We start from the raw sequence: 18326 nt of genomic DNA, 5'->3' as shown, positions 1-18326 counted from the left end.
TACCTGCATAACTATATGTTTTTTCACGGTAAGAAAAATGTTTCCAGGAGAGGGGCCTGATGTAAATGTTTCCGCGCGGCGCTTACGGTATGAAAAGCACGTTGCATGCCAGTTCGGATCACCCTTCTGCATGAGTATTCGTCAATTAAGAATACAAAACAGTACCGATTGGCTAAATTTTGAACAAATTACAAGTCATACTGATGGATTTATGGGTCATATTCACTTAAATTGTGTGACGTGGATCACATTTTTTTTAAATTTGAGGGTGGCTGGATTGTATGTGTCAAAACTGACGAGTAGAGTTTGCGTCGAATTAGGAAAAATCTTAGTTATTTGTAAGAAATGATAAATCATGTAAGAGACGCATTCGCGGTTTCTCTCTTACGGTTTCAGTGAATACAAACCTAAATTCAACTATGCATTTAGCCTTTTCTTTTTTATACCGGGTGATTTCCCGGCGACATCACGGGGTGCGGTCTTTCCGCATAAAAATAATAGTTGGTTATTCGGGATGGGAACAATGCATACATCCGAGTTGCTAAAACATATCTATGACATCAATTTGTCGTATTTACTGCTCGCGCAGCGTTTGATTAGTCAGGACAAGGCGTCCGCGATGTTTCGTCTGGGTATTAACGAAGAAATGGCAACCATGCTGGGCGGCTTAACCCTCCCGCAGATGGTTAAACTGGCTGAAACGAATCAACTGGTTTGCCAGTTCCGTTTCGATGATTCACAGACAATAACGCGTCTGACGCAGGAATCCCGTGTGGACGATCTTCAACAGATCCATACCGGTATTCTTCTTTCCACTCGCTTGCTTAACGAAATCAGCCAGCCTGATGACGTAGCCCGTAAGAAAAGGGCCTAGCAATGAGCGAGAAAAGCATTGTTCAGGAAGCGCGTGACATACAGTTGGCCATGGAGCTGATTACACTGGGTGCTCGTTTACAAATGCTGGAAAGCGAGACTCAGCTGAGCCGTGGTCGTCTCATCAAACTGTACAAAGAGTTACGTGGTAGCCCCCCGCCGAAAGGCATGCTGCCGTTTTCTACCGACTGGTTTATGACGTGGGAGCAGAATATTCATGCTTCCATGTTCTGTAATGCCTGGCAGTATCTTCTCAAAACCGGTTTGTGTAGCGGCGTTGACGCCGTGATCAAAGCGTACAAACTTTACCTTGAACAATGCCCACAGCAGGAAGAAGGCCCTCTGCTGGCGCTGACCCGCGCATGGACGCTGGTGCGTTTTGTTGAGAGCGGAATGCTTGAACTGTCTCGCTGCAACTGCTGCGACGGCAATTTTATTACCCATGCTCATCAACCTGCAGGCAGCTTCGCCTGTAGTTTATGTCAGCCTCCATCCCGCGCAGTAAAAAGACGTAAACTTTCCCGGGATGCTGCCGATATTATTCCACAACTGCTGGATGAACAGATCGAACAAGCTGTTTAACCCGAACGTGTGGGAAAGATTCCAGCAGCGGTAAGCAATTACCGCTGCTTTTTTTTACCCCGCAAACGGTAAACGCTGCGAGCTGGACGTCCTTGCCATAGTCACTAGCGGAAGGATGATGTCGTGCTTATCTTATTAGGTTACCTGGTAGTTCTCGGTACAGTTTTCGGCGGTTACATGATGACCGGCGGGCACCTTGGAGCACTCTATCAACCGGCTGAACTTATTATCATCGGCGGTGCAGGGGTAGGGGCTTTTATCGTTGGTAACAACGGTAAATCGATCAAGGGCACGCTGAAAGCGATTCCGTTGCTGTTCCGTCGCTCGAAATACACCAAAAGCATGTATATGGATCTGCTGGCACTGCTCTATCGCCTGATGGCGAAGTCGCGTCAGCAGGGCATGTTCTCGCTTGAACGGGATATTGAAAACCCGAAAGAGAGCGAAATTTTTGCCAGCTATCCGCGAATTCTTGCTGACGCAATGATGCTGGATTTCATCGTCGACTATCTGCGACTCATCATCAGCGGCAACATGAACACCTTCGAAATCGAAGCGCTGATGGACGAAGAGATCGAAACCCACGAAAGCGAATCTGAAGTGCCGGCCAACAGCCTGGCGCTGGTCGGCGACTCGCTTCCGGCATTCGGTATCGTTGCCGCGGTAATGGGCGTGGTTCACGCCCTGGCCTCGGCAGACCGTCCGGCAGCCGAGCTGGGCGCGCTGATTGCCCATGCGATGGTGGGGACTTTCCTCGGTATTTTGCTGGCGTACGGCTTCATCTCTCCGCTGGCAAGCGTTCTGCGCCAGAAGAGCGCGGAAACCACCAAAATGATGCAGTGCGTGAAGATCACGCTGCTCTCTAACCTCAACGGTTACGCGCCACCGATCGCGGTTGAGTTTGGCCGTAAAACGCTTTACTCCAGCGAGCGTCCGTCGTTTATCGAGCTTGAAGAACACGTGCGTGCGGTGAAAAATCCAAACCAACAGACGACAACTGAGGACGCATGAAAAACCAGTCCCATCCGATCGTCATCGTAAAAAAACGCAAGCACAAGGGCGGCGGGCATGGCGCACACGGCTCGTGGAAAATTGCGTACGCCGACTTTATGACCGCAATGATGGCGTTCTTTCTGGTGATGTGGCTGATCTCCATCTCCAGCCCAAAAGAACTGATCCAGATTGCCGAATATTTCCGTACGCCGCTGGCAACGGCGGTGGCCGGTGGGCCGCGTATCTCTAACAGCGAAAGCCCGATCCCGGGCGGCGGCGATGATTACACCCAGCAGAAGGGTGAGGTGAAAAAAGAGCCGAACATCGACGAGCTGAAAAGAAAGATGGAGCAGGCGCGTCTGAAGAAACTGCGGGGCGATCTCGATCAGCTGATTGAAGCGGATCCGAAGCTGCGCGCGCTGCGCCCGCATCTGAAGATCGACCTGGTGCAGGAAGGGCTGCGTATTCAGATTATCGACAGCCAGAACCGCCCAATGTTTAAAACCGGGAGTGCGGAAGTCGAACCGTACATGCGCGATATTCTGCGTGCCATTGCACCGGTGCTGAACGGCATTCCTAACCGAATCAGCCTGTCAGGACACACGGATGATTTCCCGTACGCCAGTGGGGAGAAGGGATACAGCAACTGGGAGCTTTCTGCCGATCGTGCCAACGCCTCGCGTCGCGAGCTGGTGGTAGGTGGGCTTGATGATGGCAAGGTACTGCGCGTAGTCGGCATGGCCGCAACCATGCGCGTTTCCGACCGCGGGCCGGATGATGCCATCAACCGTCGTATCAGTCTTTTAGTGCTGAACCAGCAGGCGGAGCAGGCCATCCTGCATGAAAACGCCGAAAGTCAGAATGAGTCACTGGACGATTTAAAACAGCCTGGGGCCGTTCCTTCGGCTGCCGTTCCAACATCGCCACCAGCCAATCCGAGGTGATAGCGTGAGCATGGATATTAGCGATTTTTACCAAACATTCTTTGATGAAGCCGACGAATTGTTGGCCGATATGGAGCAACACTTGCTCGATTTGGTGCCCGAAGCACCGGACTCCGAGCAGCTCAATGCCATCTTCCGTGCGGCGCACTCTATTAAAGGCGGAGCCGGAACGTTTGGATTTACCATCCTGCAGGAAACGACCCATTTAATGGAAAACCTGCTTGATGAAGCACGACGCGGTGAGATGCAGCTCAATACCGACATTATCAACCTGTTTTTGGAAACCAAAGATATTATGCAGGAACAGCTCGACGCCTATAAAAGTTCGGCAGAGCCTGATGCCGCCAGCTTTGAATACATCTGCAATGCGCTGCGCCAGCTCGCCCTGGAAGCAAAAGGTGAAGTCGCTGCAGCCGTTGTCCCTGCGGCGAAACTGAGCGTTGTCGATGCGGTTGCTGCCGACGAGGCCGCGCCAGCCGCTGCACAAGCGGGCAAACTGCGCGTTGTGCTGTCACGCCTTAAAGAGAGTGAAGTTAACCTGCTGGAAGAAGAGCTGGGTAACCTGGCGAAGTTAAGCAACGTGGTAAAAGGCAAAGACAGCCTTGCCGCGACGCTTGATGACGGTATTGGCCAGGACGATATCGTGGCGGTACTGTGTTTTGTGATTGAAGCTGACCAGATCGCCTTCGAAACCGAAACGGCCGCGGTTGACGCCCCTGCCGCTGCGGAAGAGGTGGCCGTTGTCGCTCAGGCCGCCGCACCGGCTGTGGCTCCTGCGGCTCCGGCGCTGAAGGCAGTGCCAAAAGAGGCCGCGGCACCAGGCCGTGCTGAGAAACCTGCCGCGCGCTCCAGCGAGTCAACCAGTATCCGCGTTGCCGTTGAGAAGGTCGACCAGCTGATTAACCTGGTGGGCGAACTGGTGATCACCCAGTCGATGCTGGCCCAGCGTTCTAACGAACTGGACCCGGTCACGCACGGCGATCTGATCACCAGCATGGGTCAGCTGCAGCGTAACGCCCGCGACCTGCAGGAATCGGTCATGTCCATCCGTATGATGCCGATGGAATATGTCTTCAGCCGCTTCCCGCGTCTGGTTCGCGACCTTGCCAGCAAGCTGAATAAACAGATTGAACTGACTCTGATGGGCAGCTCAACCGAACTGGATAAGAGCCTGATCGAGCGCATTATCGACCCGTTAACGCACCTGGTGCGTAACAGCCTCGACCACGGTATTGAACTGCCGGAAAACCGCATCGCCGCCGGAAAATCGCCGGTCGGCAACCTGATCCTCTCTGCGGAACACCAGGGCGGGAATATCTGCATCGAAGTGACCGATGATGGCGCGGGTCTTAACCGCGAGCGCATCCTGGCAAAAGCGATTTCGCAGGGGATGGCGGTCAATGAAAACATGACCGACGAAGAGGTGGGCATGCTGATCTTCGCGCCGGGCTTCTCTACCGCGGAGCAGGTGACCGACGTGTCCGGACGCGGTGTGGGCATGGACGTGGTGAAACGTAACATCCAGGAGATGGGCGGCCACGTTGAGATCCAGTCTAAACAAGGTTCCGGCACCACCATTCGCATCCTGCTGCCGCTGACGCTGGCGATCCTCGACGGCATGTCAGTCAAAGTGGCGGACGAAGTCTTTATCCTGCCGCTGAACGCCGTGATGGAATCCCTGCAGCCGCGTGAAGAAGATCTGCATCCGCTGGCGGGCGGCGAGCGCGTCCTCGAAGTGCGCGGTGAATACCTGCCGCTGGTGGAACTGTGGAAAGTGTTCGAAGTGGACGGGGCGAAGACAGAGGCCACGCAGGGCATCGTTGTGATCCTGCAAAGCGCGGGCCGCCGCTACGCGCTGCTGGTCGATCAGCTGATTGGTCAGCACCAGGTGGTAGTGAAGAACCTCGAAAGCAACTACCGCAAAGTGCCGGGTATTTCTGCCGCCACCATTCTGGGTGATGGTAGCGTGGCGCTGATCGTCGATGTGTCGGCGCTTCAGGGATTAAATCGTGAACAACGTGTGGCGTACACAGCCGCCTGATTAAGTAGAAGGTAATAACATGACCGGTATGAGTAATGTAACGAAACTGGCGGGCGAGCCATCAGGGCAGGAATTCCTGGTATTCACTTTAGGCGATGAGGAGTACGGCATCGATATCCTGAAAGTGCAGGAAATCCGTGGTTACGACCAGGTTACCCGCATCGCTAACACGCCTGCTTTTATTAAAGGTGTCACCAACCTGCGTGGCGTCATTGTGCCAATCGTGGACCTGCGCGTGAAGTTCAGCCAGGGCGACGTTGACTACGACGACAACACCGTGGTGATCGTTCTGAATCTGGGGCAGCGCGTGGTAGGTATCGTGGTGGACGGCGTATCTGATGTGCTTTCCCTGACCTCTGACCAAATTCGTCCTGCGCCGGAGTTTGCGGTCACGCTGTCGACCGAATACCTGACCGGCCTGGGCGCGCTCGGCGAGCGTATGCTGATTCTGGTGAACATCGAGAAGCTGCTGAACAGCGATGAGATGGCGCTGCTGGATATCGCCGCGAGTCACGTAGCGTAGGTAAATGCAAAACGGCAACCCAGGTTGCCGTTTTTTGTGTTTGCTTCCTCACCCTGTGGGAGAGGGCAGGGGTGAGGGCATCAGGCCTCACCCTTTTTTTCACCTTACGCTTCCTGCTTTACCAGCTCGGCTTCAGCTTCCGCTTCCCGCGCGCCTTCATTCTGCGACAGCATCGCGGTCGCGATCCCATTCCCCAGCACGTTAATTGCGGAACGGCCCATGTCCAGGAAGTGGTCGATCCCCATCAGCAGCAGAATACCCGCCACCGGAATATTAAAGCTCGGAATGGTTGCTGCCAGCACCACCAGTGAAGAACGCGGTACGCCGGCAATCCCTTTCGACGCCAGCATCAGGGTCAGCATCAGCACCGTCACTTCAGAGAAGCTCAGGTGAATGTTGTACGCCTGAGCGATAAACATCGAGGCGAAAGAGCAGTACACCATCGAACCTACCAGGTTGAAGGAGTAGCCAATCGGCAGAACGAAAGAGGCGATGTTGCGCGAGCAGCCAAAACGCTCCAGCTGTTCCAGCGTTTTCGGGTAGGCGGCTTCAGAGCTGCTGGTGGTAAACGCCACCAGGACCGGATCTTTCAGCATGCTGACCAGGCGAAACACCTCTTTTTTCAGCACCATGTAGCCCACGGCCAGCAGCACCATGCAGGTAAGAAGAATGGCAACATAGTAGCCGCCAATAAAGGAGGCGTAGTTCAGCAGAATGCCGAGACCCTGCGTGGCAATGACGGATGAAATCGCCGCGAAAATGGCCAGCGGAGCAACGTACATCACGTAACCCGTTACCTTCAGCATGATATGGGAAACCACATCCAGCGCGGCCACCAGCGGCGCGTTGAATTTCTGCCCCAGCGACGCGCCGCCGATGCCGAAGAACATTGAGAACACCACAATCTGCAGGATCTCATTGTTCGACATCGCCCCCGCGATACTGGTCGGAATGGTGTGCGACAGGAATGCTTTCAGCGTCATGCCGCCCACGGCCAGGCCGGTATCCACCGCTTCTGTCGGAACCGTCAGGTTCAGACCGCTTCCCGGATGCTCCAGCGTGACGATGAACAGGCCAACCAGAATAGAGAGCACGGATGAGCTGATAAACCACACCATCGCTTTGCCGCCAACGCGGCCAATAGTGGAGGTTTCGCCCAGCTTCATAATGCCGACGGTGAGCGTGCTGAAGACCAAGGGGGCAATGACCATTTTGATCAGACGGAGGAAAATATCGGTCAGAAGGGTAATATTATCCGACCAGGCTGTGATGGCATCCGCAGATGCGTACTCATGAATTGCTGCCCCTGAAAGAATACCCGCCAGCATGAATATCACGATGAAGAGTGTGAGTTTGTTTGCACTTGCCACGAAAAAAGACCCTCTATGCGCTTCAGATGTAGCCCGCGTCGATACATATAAATTTTTTATTACGATGCGGGAAATTATTCGGCACATAAATTGACGCAAAGTGTAGGGGGATACAACTCCTTTTTAATTTTTATTAAATTTGTTGTTAATGCGTCGACGATATATTGTGATCGTCGTCACACTTTAATGGATATATTCTCCCCGTGAAGAATAAAATTGCTGCCTGAATTAATTTAACTTGCTGTTATTTATAAGAAAATAGTGTCAATAAGACATATGCATTATGCGTTAAGGGTCGGGTGGTCGAAGCGATATCCGTAAACTAAATTCTCAATAACCCCCTCAGAGGAACGTTAAGCGGGGCTAACATCTTGAACGACAAAAATAAAATGTGGCAAGGGAACGGAGACGTCTTCTGGAGGGTGGTAAATGAAAAGAAAACTTCTTTTGATCTGCGCAGGCACCTTACTGGCTGCGACAACGGCCCATCAGGCGCTGGCCGTCACCAGCAGCGGCACCATCGGTGCAACGCTGACGCTGACAAACGGGTGTCTGATAAACGGCTCGCCCGCGCAGAGTGGTATTAACTTCGGTACGCTCGATTTCGGTACCCATCCGGCAACCTTTTCCACGCTTACGACGCAGCTGAGCGGCGCCAGCGGCGGAAACACCTTCACCATTCAATGTACGACCGCCAGCTATACGGTCGCGATCACCGGTAATACCCACTCCACCGCGCCCGGCTCCGTTGTCGGTTCGCCGGGCACGCCTGAACGCTATCTGGTGAATACGGCCAACGCGGCACAGGGCGTGGCTTACAGCCTGTACAGCGACAGCGGGTTTAACACCGTGATTGCCAATAACGCCGCGCTGCCGATCGCGTCTACGGCCGGAGGGGTGGACAGTTACACCCTCTACGGACGGATTACCGGCGGCGGTAACAGCGTGACGGTCGTTCCGGGAACCTACACCGACACGATTAACGTCAGCGTCACCTACTAGTCCCGAACCGCCATGAAGGCATCTCTCACAGGTCTGCGCAAACGCGCAGAGGGACGCGTGCAGCCTTTTTTCGCGCTGATCGTCGGATTGCTCACGATGCCCACGGCGGATGCGGTGACATCCCAGTCGTTTAAGGTCAGCGCGACGATTGTCCCGGGATGCGCGGTGGCCACCGGTAGCGGAGGGCTTCTCGGTACGCTGGATTTTGGCAGCCATAACGGCGTCGAGAGCGCGCCGGTGAGCACCAGCTTTGTGCCAAACGGGGCGTTGTCTATTGCCTGTACGCCAGGCGTGGCGCTGAGCATGAGCATTAATGGCGGTCAAAATTATTCATCCGTTCGCCGCATGAAGCGCGCGAACGGCGTCGATATGGTGCCATACCGGCTCTACAGCAGCAGCTCGCTGGCCGCGAACAGCGAAATTGGCGTCAACCAGGCGATAGCGGTGACCTATACCAACAGCAATAACATCGCGCTGCCGCTTTTTGGCGTGGCGCTACTGACCGGGTTTAGCCCGGCGGGAACCTATTCCGATCAGCTCACCGTGACCTTGTCATGGTAATAAAGGGAGAGTGTTGATGAAGCCATTTTTCAGACCGGTTTGTCTGGCGGGCGCGTTGGTAATGGCGGTTGCCGGCCAGGCGCAGGCGGCGGCTACCATCCTGCTCTGGCCCATCGATCCCTGGCTTGCTGCAGACGCCAACGCCACGGAACTGTGGATCCAGAATCAGGGAAACAGCGCCACGACGATGCAGGTTCGCATCGTGCGCTGGAAGCAGGAGGACGGACACGAGCGCTATACCGCGCAGCAGGACGTGGTCGCCAGCCCGCCCATCGTCACGATTGGCACGGGCAGCAAGCAGCTTATTCGCCTTATCAAACAGGCTTCGGTTCCCGCAGGGGTCGAACAGGCCTATCGCATTATCGTCGATGAAATTCCCCAGCCAGATGCCAAAGCCGAACCCGCCATCGGCCTGAAATTGCAGATGCGTTACTCCATCCCTCTGTTCGTATATGGGCAGGGGATCCCGACCATCAAAGAGGGTGCGCATCACGCTTTGGCGGAGACCCAAAACCTGAGCTGGCGGGTGACGCATGCGGAGGGGAAGCCTGCGCTGGAGGTCAAAAATCGGGGAGATGTCCACGTCAGGCTGAGCCAGGTGGCGCTGGAGCAGGGAGGTCAGAAACGCACGGTGGCGGAAGGATTGCTGGGTTACGTTCTGCCGGGCAGCACCCGCAGCTGGCCTATACCCGCTGGCGTTCGTCAGCCAGAGCGGATGAGCGCGCAGATTAATGCCAGGGACGAACAATGGCAGTCGACGCCCGTCAACTGAAGCCGGCGATGATGATACTGCTATGCGTCAGTTCCGCGACCCTGGCCGGGCCCGGCGACGACAGTTTACCGCCGCCTCCCCAGGCACAGGCGGTAAATGATGAAGCGGTTTTCCAGCTGGCCATCGTGGTCAATCACTACGACACCGGCCTGGTCGTGCCCGTGACGCAGCGTAAAGGCGCTTTCTTTATCTCCAGCGCCGATTTGCTGCGCGCGGGGCTGCCCCCGGCGCACGTTCCCACCGGCGAGGTAAATCTCTCCTCGCTTGCTCAGGTTCGGGTGGAGTACGACAGCGCCGCGCAGCGCCTGCTGCTTAACGTTCCCCGCGACTGGGTGACGGCCCGCGTGACGCCTTTCAGCGCGCAAGCGGCGCAGGCCAAACCGCACTACGGGCGCGGGGCGCTGCTGAATTACGATCTCTACACCAACCACACGGAACATATCGGTGGTCAGGCGTCGATCTGGCATGAGTTCCGCTACTTCAACGAAAACGGCTCGTTTTCCTCGACCGGTTACGCGCGGGAAAATTTCACCGGTAACGACGGACAGCAGGAAGGGTATGTCCGCTATGACACGACCCTGCTGTTCACCAACGAAGATGACGCGATGAGCTGGAGCGCCGGGGACGTGATCAGCGATGCCCTGAGCTGGAGCTCCAGCGTGCGGATGGGGGGGATAAGCGTCGGGCGGGATTTTTCCCTGCGTCCTGACCTGGTGACATGGCCGCTGCCCGAGTTCGCGGGGGAAGCCGCGGTACCCACCTCGGTCGATCTTTTTATCAACGGCTATCGCTCCGGCTCAACCCAGCTTCAGCCGGGCCCCTTCACCCTGACTAATCTGCCCTATATCAACGGCGCCGGGGATGCGGTGCTGGTCACAACGGATGCGCTGGGGCGCCAGGTAAGCACCACGCTACCGTTTTACGTCACCAGCGACCTGCTTAAGCAAGGGCTGAGCGACGGCGCCGTGACGCTCGGCAGCCTGCGGCGTAATTACGGTATCAAGAATTTTGACTACGGTCCGGCAGCCGGCAGCGGCTCGTATCGCTACGGAATGACGGACTGGCTAACCCTCGAGGGCCACGCGGAAGGGGCGCAGGAGCTGGCGCTGGGCGGCGCGGGGACGGTGATAAAACTCGGCCAGTTTGGCGTGGTGAATACCTCTTACTCGCAAAGCCGCATGCGCGGTGATACGGGCGGGCAAATCAACTGGGGTTACCAGTACAGTACCAGCGAGTTTAGCGTCGCCACCCAGCACACGCGTCGCGACCGCGGCTTTGGCAATCTCGCCCTTTACGATCAGCCGACGGTGTATGACGAAAGCGATAAGCCCATCGCCAGCTTTAGCCGTAATACGGACCAGTATTCGCTGACCTTCAATCTGGGACGGTACGGCAACATCGGTGCTGCCTGGATCGGCGTGGAGAGTTTTGACAGCCAAAAAACCGAGCTGCTCAATCTCTCCTGGAGCCGCAACCTGTGGGGGGCGAGCAGCATTTACCTGGCCGGCAGCCGGGATCGGCAGCGGGGAGACTGGACGGTCGCGCTGTCGCTGCAGGTGCCGCTTGGTGCGCGCGACAGCGCTGCCGTCACCGTTGAAAACACCCCGGATGCAGGCAGTACCCAGCGCATTAACTACAACCACTCCATGCCTTCTGACGGTGGGTTCAGCTGGAACATGGCCTGGGCCAACCAGTCAAGATCCAGTGATTATCAGCAGGGTACGCTGGGCTGGCGCAATAACAACATCGAGCTGCAGGGCGGCGGCTATGGCGAAAGGGATACCATGACCTGGTGGGGCGAGGCGATGGGCGCCGTTGTGCTGATGGACGGCGAGCTGTTCGCGGCGAATAAGATCAACGATGCGTTTGTGGTCATCAGTACCGACGGCCACCCGGACGTGCCCGTCAGCTATGAGAACCAGCCCGTCGGTAAAACCAATAACAACGGCTACCTGCTGGTCAGCGGGGTGTCGGCGTATTACCCGGCAAGCTACCGGATTGATACTTTGAATCTGCCGGCGGATACCCGTCTGAAAGAGACCGAGCGGCGGATCGCGATTCGGCGCCACAGCGGCTATCTGGTCGATTTCCCGATGGAGCAGGAACGGGTGGCCAGCGTTATTCTGCATGACGCGCGCGGGAAGGCGTTGCCGGTGGGAAGCCAGGTTCGACGCGCCTCGCGCAGCAATGCGGTGGTGGGGTATGACGGCATCGCCTGGCTGGAAAATCTCAGCGATGTGAACCCGCTGGAGGTGATCGCACCTGACGGGAGGCGCTGTAAGACTACCCTGACCGTGGGGGCCAATCCGGAGCACAAGCTGAAAACCTACGGGCCGCTGGTTTGCCGGGAGGAGCCATGACGCGCCTGCTGCTATTCATCCTGCTGCTGTTCTCCGGCGGCGGCTGGGCGGCGTGTACCGTCAGTACGGTTAATGCGTCGTTTGGCAGCGTCACCTCGTTCGCGCTTAGCGGAACCGGAGAAGTTCAAACCACCGGCACGCTGGTGGTGGCCTGCGATGCCGTACTGAATCTGCTGACCAGCGACTCGGTAACGCTGACCTACACCGCGGCATCTGTCTCGGGCAGCAGCCGGGCCACGATGAAACGCACGGATAATGCGGCCATCACCGACGTGATCCCCACCCGGCTGTGCGGATTATCGGGATGCGCGAGCAGCAGCGAGGTACAGATAAGTAAATCGTATACCTGGAGCGGGAGTACCCTGCTGGGGTTGCTGGGGTCAAAGCAGTACAACATTCCGCTCTATTTCCGCACCGTCGCCGGGCAAAACGTCACTGCCGGGCCATATCAGGTGCAGTTAACCTTCAGCATTAACTACAGCGTCTGCTCCGTCGGCGCGCTCGGCATTTGCACAATCAATCAGACGGGAACCGCGACAACCACCATCCTGCTGGATATGACCGTTACCAACGACTGCAGCGCCATGACCACGCCAGATGTGAACTTCAACAGCGCGCCGCTGGTGCAAAGTTTCCCCACCGTCTCGCAGGCGATTGCCGTCACCTGTACCAAAGGAAGTTCGTATACCATCGGCATTAATAACGGTGCCAACGCGCTGAACAACGTGCGGCGGATGGTGAGCGGCAGCAACGCCATGAGCTACGACATCTATAAGGAAGCCACCGGTAACCGCTGGGGCGGCAGCGGCAGCGAGCGCTGGTCAAGCGCGGTATCGTCCCAGGTCAGTACCGACGGTTTACTGCGCACCTACAACTACACCGCGAAAGTCCTGACCAATCAGGCCACGCCGCCCGCCGGAACCTACACAGACACGCTGATTGTCGACGTGGCGTTTTAACCCCGCGCTTTTCCCTTTCGCAAATGTAAAGTTCCTGTGGGCTGTGCCGATAACACCGTTAATAAATCTATGAGAAGGTGTTGTATGTTGAACCGTATCCGCGTTGTCACAATGCTCATGATGGTGCTGGTCATTTTCGCACTTCTTCAGCTCATCTCCGGCGGGCTTTTTTTCTCGTCATTAAAACAGAACCAGGACAGCTTCGCGGCCTCGAACGATCTCCGCCTGCAGCAGAGTGAACTCACGTCGACGTGGGATCTGATGCTGCAAACGCGTATCAACCTGAGCCGCTCGTCCGCGCGCATGATGATGGACCCCAACAATCAGCAGAGCAGCGCGAAAACCGATCTGTTGAAAAATGCCCGTGCCACCCTCGCTGACGCCGCGAAACACTACGACGCCTTCAAAAAGATCGCCCCGCAGCCTGCTATGGAGCAGGTGAGCCAGAATATCGATGAAAAATACAATGCCTACCATACCGGCCTGACAGAGCTGATTCAGTTCCTGGAGAGCGGCAATATGGACGCCTATTTCGCGCAGCCAACGCAGGGGATGCAAAACGCACTCGGCGCGGCGCTGGGGGAATACGCGAAGGTCAGTGGCGATCTCTATCACTCGGCCTTTACGGCAAGCCAGAATGACTACCGCTTTGCAAAATGGCAGATGGCCGTGATGGCGCTGGCGCTGGTCATTGTGCTGGTCGCGGTCTGGTACGGCATTCGCCATATCCTGCTGAACCCTCTCGGCCGCGTCATTGCCCACATTCGTGAAATTGCCGGCGGTGACCTGACCAAAACGCTGACCGTTTCCGGGCGCAATGAGATCACCGAGCTGGCAAACAGCGTTGACCATATGCAGCGTTCGTTAATCGAAACCGTCGCGAACGTGCGCAACGGGTCGGAGGCTATCTACACCGGCACCAGCGAAATTGCGATGGGGAATAACGACCTCTCATCCCGTACCGAGCAGCAGGCGTCCGCCCTGGAAGAGACGGCCGCCAGCATGGAGCAGCTCACCGCGACCGTGAAGCAGAACGCCGATAACGCCCGCCAGGCGTCTCAGCTGGCGGAAAGCGCCTCCGAGACGGCGCAGCGCGGCGGCCGCGTGGTGGATGGCGTGGTTAAAACCATGCACGAAATCGCCGACAGCTCGAAGAAAATCGCCGACATCATCAGCGTTATCGACGGCATTGCCTTCCAGACCAACATTCTGGCGCTGAACGCCGCCGTGGAAGCGGCGCGCGCGGGTGAACAGGGGCGCGGGTTTGCCGTGGTGGCCGGGGAAGTACGCAACCTGGCCAGCCGCAGCGCCAACGCGGCCAAAGAGATCAAGTCCCTGATTGAAGATTCCGTCTCCCGCGTGGATACCGGCTCCGTGCTGGTGGAAAGCGCCGGGGAGACCATGAATGACATCGTGAATGCCGTCACCCGCGTGACGGACATCATGGGTGAAATCGCCTCTGCGTCCGATGAGCAGAGTCGTGGTATCGACCAGGTTGCTCTGGCGGTATCGGAAATGGATCGCGTGACACAGCAAAACGCCGCGCTGGTGCAGGAGTCCGCTGCGGCGGCCGCTGCTCTGGAAGACCAGGCGAGCCGTCTGAAGATGGCCGTCTCGGCGTTTCGTCTCGCTTCACTCGCTGGAAACACGGTCACCACGCAGGCGACGTATCGAGCGCCAGCCGCTGAATCGGCTGCACACCGTACGCGCACCGCGACGACCGGACAAGATGAAAACTGGGAAACATTTTGACTGACAATTAAACCGCGGCTGCTTGCCGCTTGATGGGAGCGTGGATGTTAAATCGTATTCGTATCTCGACCACACTGTTTTTGATTCTGATCCTTTGCGGTGTGTTGCAGGTTGGCAGTAACGGGTTGTCTTTTTGGGCGTTTCGCGATGGCTATCAGAATTTGCAGGAAGTTGAGGCGAGTAATCAGCAGCGCTCCGCACTGGCACAAACGCGTGCCGTGCTGTTGCAGGCAAGCACTGAGCTGAACAAGGCGGGAACCTTAACCGCGCTGAGTTATCCGCCGGATGACATTAAAGCGCTGATGGCGACCGCGCGCGACAGCCTGAAGCAGGCTGACGCACAGTTTAAAGCCTTTACGGCGCAGGCCGCCGACAGTGAGAAAGAGAAAGCGCTGAAGGCCGCCATGAAGACGAACTTTGAGCAGTGGTACAGCGATCTGGACCACCAGGCGACGTGGCTTGAGAACAACCAGCTTTCGGACTTTATGACTGCACCGGTTCAGGCGTCTCAGGCGGCGTTTGACGGCAGCTTTAACGCGTGGCAGCAGGATATTAACCAGTCTGTTCAGCGTGCCGGTGACCAGAGCCGTCAAAGCTATCACATGTCGGGCGTCATCTTTGCCGTGGTGGTGATCCTGGCAGGGCTGCTGACCGGCGGGGCGCTGCTCTGGTCGCGCAGAATGATCGTGCAGCCGCTGGCGATTATCAGCAGCCACTTCGACAGTATTGCGAGAGGGGACCTGGCGCGTCCGGTGGCGGTGTTCGGCAAGAACGAAATTTCGGCGATCTTTGCCAGCCTTAAGGCGATGCAGGGATCCCTGCGGGAAACGGTGAGCGACGTGCGGCAGGGCAGCTATGCCATGCACACCGGGATCTCTGAGATTGCGGCGGGGAACAACGATCTCTCGTCCCGCACCGAGCAGCAGGCGGCCTCGCTGGCGCAGACGGCGGCCAGCATGGAGCAGTTAACCGCGACGGTAGGCCAGAACGCCGATAACGCGCGTCAGGCGTCTGACCTGTCAAAACAGGCGGCGATGACGGCGAAGAAAGGCGGCGACCAGGCGTCCCATGTCGCCAGCACCATGCAGGAGATTGCCACCAGCTCGCAGAAAATTGGTGACATCATCAGCGTGATTGACGGTATCGCGTTCCAGACCAACATTCTGGCGCTGAATGCCGCCGTGGAAGCGGCGCGCGCCGGTGAGCAAGGGCGCGGGTTTGCGGTGGTGGCGGGGGAGGTGCGTAACCTGGCGAGCCGCAGCGCCAACGCGGCGAAAGAGATTAAGGTGCTGATCGAAGAGTCGGTTTCGCGCGTTCAGCAGGGCTCAACGCTGGTGGATACGGCGGCGAAAACCATGCACGAGATCGTCACCTCCGTGACGCGGGTGAACGACATCATGGGCGAGATTGCCTCTGCGTCGGATGAACAGCGCCGCGGGATTGAGCAGGTTGCCCAGGCCGTCAGCCAGATGGATCAGGTGACGCAACAGAACGCCTCGTTAGTTGAGGAAGCGGCAGCGGCAACCGATCAGCTGGCCAGCCAGGCGGATCGTCTGACCGGACTGGTCGCGGTATTTAATGTGAAAGAGCACGTTGAAGCAGTAACAGAAGTCGGGCGGTCGCAGGCCGTGCCAGTTGTATCCTGAATGTAATTAAGAAGGCGCTATGACATCACCAATGCCCCCTGGGCAAACGTCATTATTGTTGCAGATGACACAGCGCCTCGCGCTGTCCGACGCGCATTTTCGTCGGATATGTCAGTTAATCTACCAGCGTGCGGGGATCGTGCTTGCGGATCATAAGCGGGACATGGTCTACAACCGCCTGGTGCGGCGCTTGCGTACGCTGGGGCTGGATGATTTTGGCCGCTATCTGAGCATGCTCGAGGCGAACCAGAACAGCGCAGAGTGGCAGGCTTTTATTAACTCGTTAACCACCAACCTGACGGCGTTTTTCCGTGAAGCTCACCACTTCCCGGTCCTGGCCGAGCACGCCCGCCGTCGCACCGGGGAGTATCGCGTATGGAGCGCGGCCGCCTCGACGGGTGAAGAGCCGTACTCGCTGGCGATAACCCTTGCTGACACCCTGGGCATGACGCCCGGACGCTGGAAAGTCTACGCCAGCGATATCGATACCGAGGTGCTGGAGAAGGCGCGTAACGGCGTGTATCGCCAGGATGAACTGAAAACGCTGTCGCCGCAGCAGCTGCAGCGTTATTTCATGCGCGGCACGGGCCCGCATGAAGGCCTGGTGCGCGTACGCCAGGAGCTGGCGAACTGCGTCGAATTCGCGCCCGTTAACCTGCTGGATAAGCAGTACAACGTGCCGGGGCCGTTCGACGCCATTTTTTGCCGTAACGTCATGATCTATTTTGATAAAACGACGCAACAGGACATTTTGCGTCGGTTTGTTCCGTTGCTCAAGCCTGACGGTTTACTGTTTGCCGGGCACTCGGAAAACTTCAGCAACCTCGCGCGTGAGTTTAGCCTGCGTGGGCAAACGGTATATGCGCTGAGTAAGGAAAAAGCATGAGTAAAATCAGGGTGTTGTCTGTCGATGATTCAGCGCTGATGCGTCAGATCATGACTGAAATTATCAATAGCCACAGCGACATGGAGATGGTGGCGACTGCGCCCGATCCTCTGGTAGCGCGGGATTTAATTAAAAAATATAACCCCGACGTGCTAACGCTGGATGTCGAGATGCCGCGCATGGATGGCATAGATTTCCTCGAAAAATTGATGCGGCTTCGGCCCATGCCGGTGGTGATGGTCTCCTCCCTTACCGGAAAAGGATCGGAAATCACCCTTCGCGCGCTGGAGCTGGGGGCGGTGGATTTTGTCACCAAACCGCAGCTCGGCATTCGCGAAGGGATGCTGGCCTACAGCGAAATGATCGCGGAGAAGATCCGCACCGCGTCGCGGGCGAAGCTTGCTGCCCATACGCCATTGGCCGCGCCTGCGACCCTGAAGGCCGGTCCCTTACTCAGCTCGGAAAAACTGCTGGTTATTGGGGCGTCAACCGGAGGAACAGAGGCAATTCGTCATGTACTCCAGCCATTGCCGCTTTCAAGTCCGGGTATTCTGATCACTCAGCATATGCCGCCAGGCTTTACCCGTTCGTTCGCCGAACGCCTGAACAAGCTGTGCCAGATCAGCGTGAAGGAGGCGGAAGACGGCGAGCGCGTGCTCCCGGGACATGCCTATATCGCCCCGGGCGACAAGCATATGGAGCTGTCGCGCAGCGGCGCTAACTATCAAATCAAAATTCATGACGGACCGCCGGTCAACCGGCACCGTCCGTCGGTGGATGTGCTGTTTCATTCGGTGGCGAAACATGCGGGGCGCAACGCCGTTGGGGTGATCCTGACGGGGATGGGCAACGATGGTGCCGCCGGAATGCTTGCAATGCACCAGGCTGGCGCCTGGACGATTGCGCAGAATGAAGCAAGTTGTGTGGTGTTCGGCATGCCGCGCGAGGCCATCAATATGGGTGGCGTGAGCGAAGTGGTCGATCTTAGCCAGGTAAGCCAGCAGATGCTGGCGAAAATCAGTGCCGGACAGGCAATACGTATTTGACTCAGGAGTATTATTT

At 57.0% G+C, this 18326-nt stretch carries 16 protein-coding genes; 15 read left to right on the top strand and 1 reads right to left on the bottom strand.

The genetic code is table 11. The features are described from left to right. The first annotated feature begins 523 nt into the window (after positions 1 to 523). From flhD to cheW, 6 genes are all read left to right on the top strand, one after another. Positions 524 to 874, top strand: coding sequence for a flagellar transcriptional regulator FlhD (gene flhD / locus NI40_RS13860; protein WP_008500415.1), 351 nt, complete (start codon positions 524 to 526; stop codon positions 872 to 874). 2 nt (positions 875 to 876) lie between these two features. Continuing rightward, a complete protein-coding gene (gene flhC / locus NI40_RS13855; RefSeq protein ID WP_013096051.1) occupies positions 877 to 1455 on the top strand; it encodes a flagellar transcriptional regulator FlhC in 579 nt (192 codons plus the stop codon). A 123-nt stretch (positions 1456 to 1578) separates the two neighbouring features. Further along, entirely contained in the window at positions 1579 to 2466 is an 888-nt protein-coding gene (gene motA / locus NI40_RS13850; RefSeq protein WP_008500417.1) for a flagellar motor stator protein MotA, read from the top strand. After that, the gene (gene motB / locus NI40_RS13845; RefSeq protein ID WP_032658606.1) at positions 2463 to 3392 is read left to right on the top strand and encodes a flagellar motor protein MotB; all 930 of its coding nucleotides are present in this window, start codon (positions 2463 to 2465) and stop codon (positions 3390 to 3392) included. Before motA ends, motB begins: the two co-directional genes overlap by 4 nt. Before the next feature lie 4 nt (positions 3393 to 3396). Then, a complete protein-coding gene (gene cheA, locus NI40_RS13840; protein WP_039263673.1) occupies positions 3397 to 5433 on the top strand; it encodes a chemotaxis protein CheA in 2037 nt (678 codons plus the stop codon). Positions 5434 to 5452: 19 nt separating this feature from the next. Further along, on the top strand, positions 5453 to 5956 hold the full coding sequence (gene cheW / locus NI40_RS13835) for a chemotaxis protein CheW (RefSeq protein ID WP_023312262.1): 504 nt from the start codon (positions 5453 to 5455) through the stop codon (positions 5954 to 5956). A gap of 104 nt (positions 5957 to 6060) precedes the next feature. Here cheW and NI40_RS13830 read toward each other — a convergent pair whose 3' ends face one another. Then, positions 6061 to 7326, bottom strand: a complete 1266-nt coding sequence (locus NI40_RS13830) for a dicarboxylate/amino acid:cation symporter (protein WP_039263672.1) — start codon at positions 7324 to 7326, stop codon at positions 6061 to 6063. A gap of 429 nt (positions 7327 to 7755) precedes the next feature. Between NI40_RS13830 and NI40_RS13825 the strand changes: the two genes are divergently transcribed. The 9 genes from NI40_RS13825 to NI40_RS13785 all read left to right on the top strand — a co-directional run bounded on the left by NI40_RS13825 (position 7756) and on the right by NI40_RS13785 (position 18310). Further along, positions 7756 to 8328 carry a Csu type fimbrial protein gene (locus NI40_RS13825; protein ID WP_023312260.1) on the top strand — a complete coding sequence of 191 codons (573 nt, stop codon included), beginning with the start codon at positions 7756 to 7758 and terminating at the stop codon, positions 8326 to 8328. Between the two features lie 12 nt (positions 8329 to 8340). After that, positions 8341 to 8889, top strand: a complete 549-nt coding sequence (locus tag NI40_RS13820) for a Csu type fimbrial protein (RefSeq protein WP_039263671.1) — start codon at positions 8341 to 8343, stop codon at positions 8887 to 8889. Between the two features lie 16 nt (positions 8890 to 8905). After that, the gene (locus tag NI40_RS13815) at positions 8906 to 9661 is read left to right on the top strand and encodes a fimbrial biogenesis chaperone (protein WP_039263670.1); all 756 of its coding nucleotides are present in this window, start codon (positions 8906 to 8908) and stop codon (positions 9659 to 9661) included. Continuing rightward, entirely contained in the window at positions 9637 to 12021 is a 2385-nt protein-coding gene (locus NI40_RS13810) for a fimbria/pilus outer membrane usher protein (RefSeq protein ID WP_039263669.1), read from the top strand. Before NI40_RS13815 ends, NI40_RS13810 begins: the two co-directional genes overlap by 25 nt. Next, entirely contained in the window at positions 12018 to 12980 is a 963-nt protein-coding gene (locus NI40_RS13805) for a Csu type fimbrial protein (RefSeq protein ID WP_033145871.1), read from the top strand. The genes NI40_RS13810 and NI40_RS13805 overlap by 4 nt, the downstream gene beginning before the upstream one ends. An 84-nt stretch (positions 12981 to 13064) precedes the next feature. Then, positions 13065 to 14732: a methyl-accepting chemotaxis protein II gene (tar, locus tag NI40_RS13800; RefSeq protein WP_039263668.1), complete on the top strand. Its 1668-nt coding sequence runs from the start codon at positions 13065 to 13067 to the stop codon at positions 14730 to 14732. A 44-nt stretch (positions 14733 to 14776) separates the two neighbouring features. After that, entirely contained in the window at positions 14777 to 16378 is a 1602-nt protein-coding gene (gene tap / locus NI40_RS13795) for a methyl-accepting chemotaxis protein IV (protein ID WP_039263667.1), read from the top strand. Positions 16379 to 16397: 19 nt separating this feature from the next. Further along, positions 16398 to 17264 carry a protein-glutamate O-methyltransferase CheR gene (gene cheR, locus NI40_RS13790; RefSeq protein WP_023312253.1) on the top strand — a complete coding sequence of 289 codons (867 nt, stop codon included), beginning with the start codon at positions 16398 to 16400 and terminating at the stop codon, positions 17262 to 17264. Further along, positions 17261 to 18310 carry a protein-glutamate methylesterase/protein-glutamine glutaminase gene (locus tag NI40_RS13785; protein WP_029741783.1) on the top strand — a complete coding sequence of 350 codons (1050 nt, stop codon included), beginning with the start codon at positions 17261 to 17263 and terminating at the stop codon, positions 18308 to 18310. Before cheR ends, NI40_RS13785 begins: the two co-directional genes overlap by 4 nt. Positions 18311 to 18326 lie beyond the last annotated feature (16 nt).

The sequence above is a fragment of the Enterobacter sp. E20 genome (assembly GCF_000801755.2).
GTDB lineage: Bacteria > Pseudomonadota > Gammaproteobacteria > Enterobacterales > Enterobacteriaceae > Enterobacter > Enterobacter asburiae_B.
The sequence above is the reverse complement of the archived record's forward strand: the minus strand, read 5'-3'. Positions and strand labels throughout refer to the sequence as shown.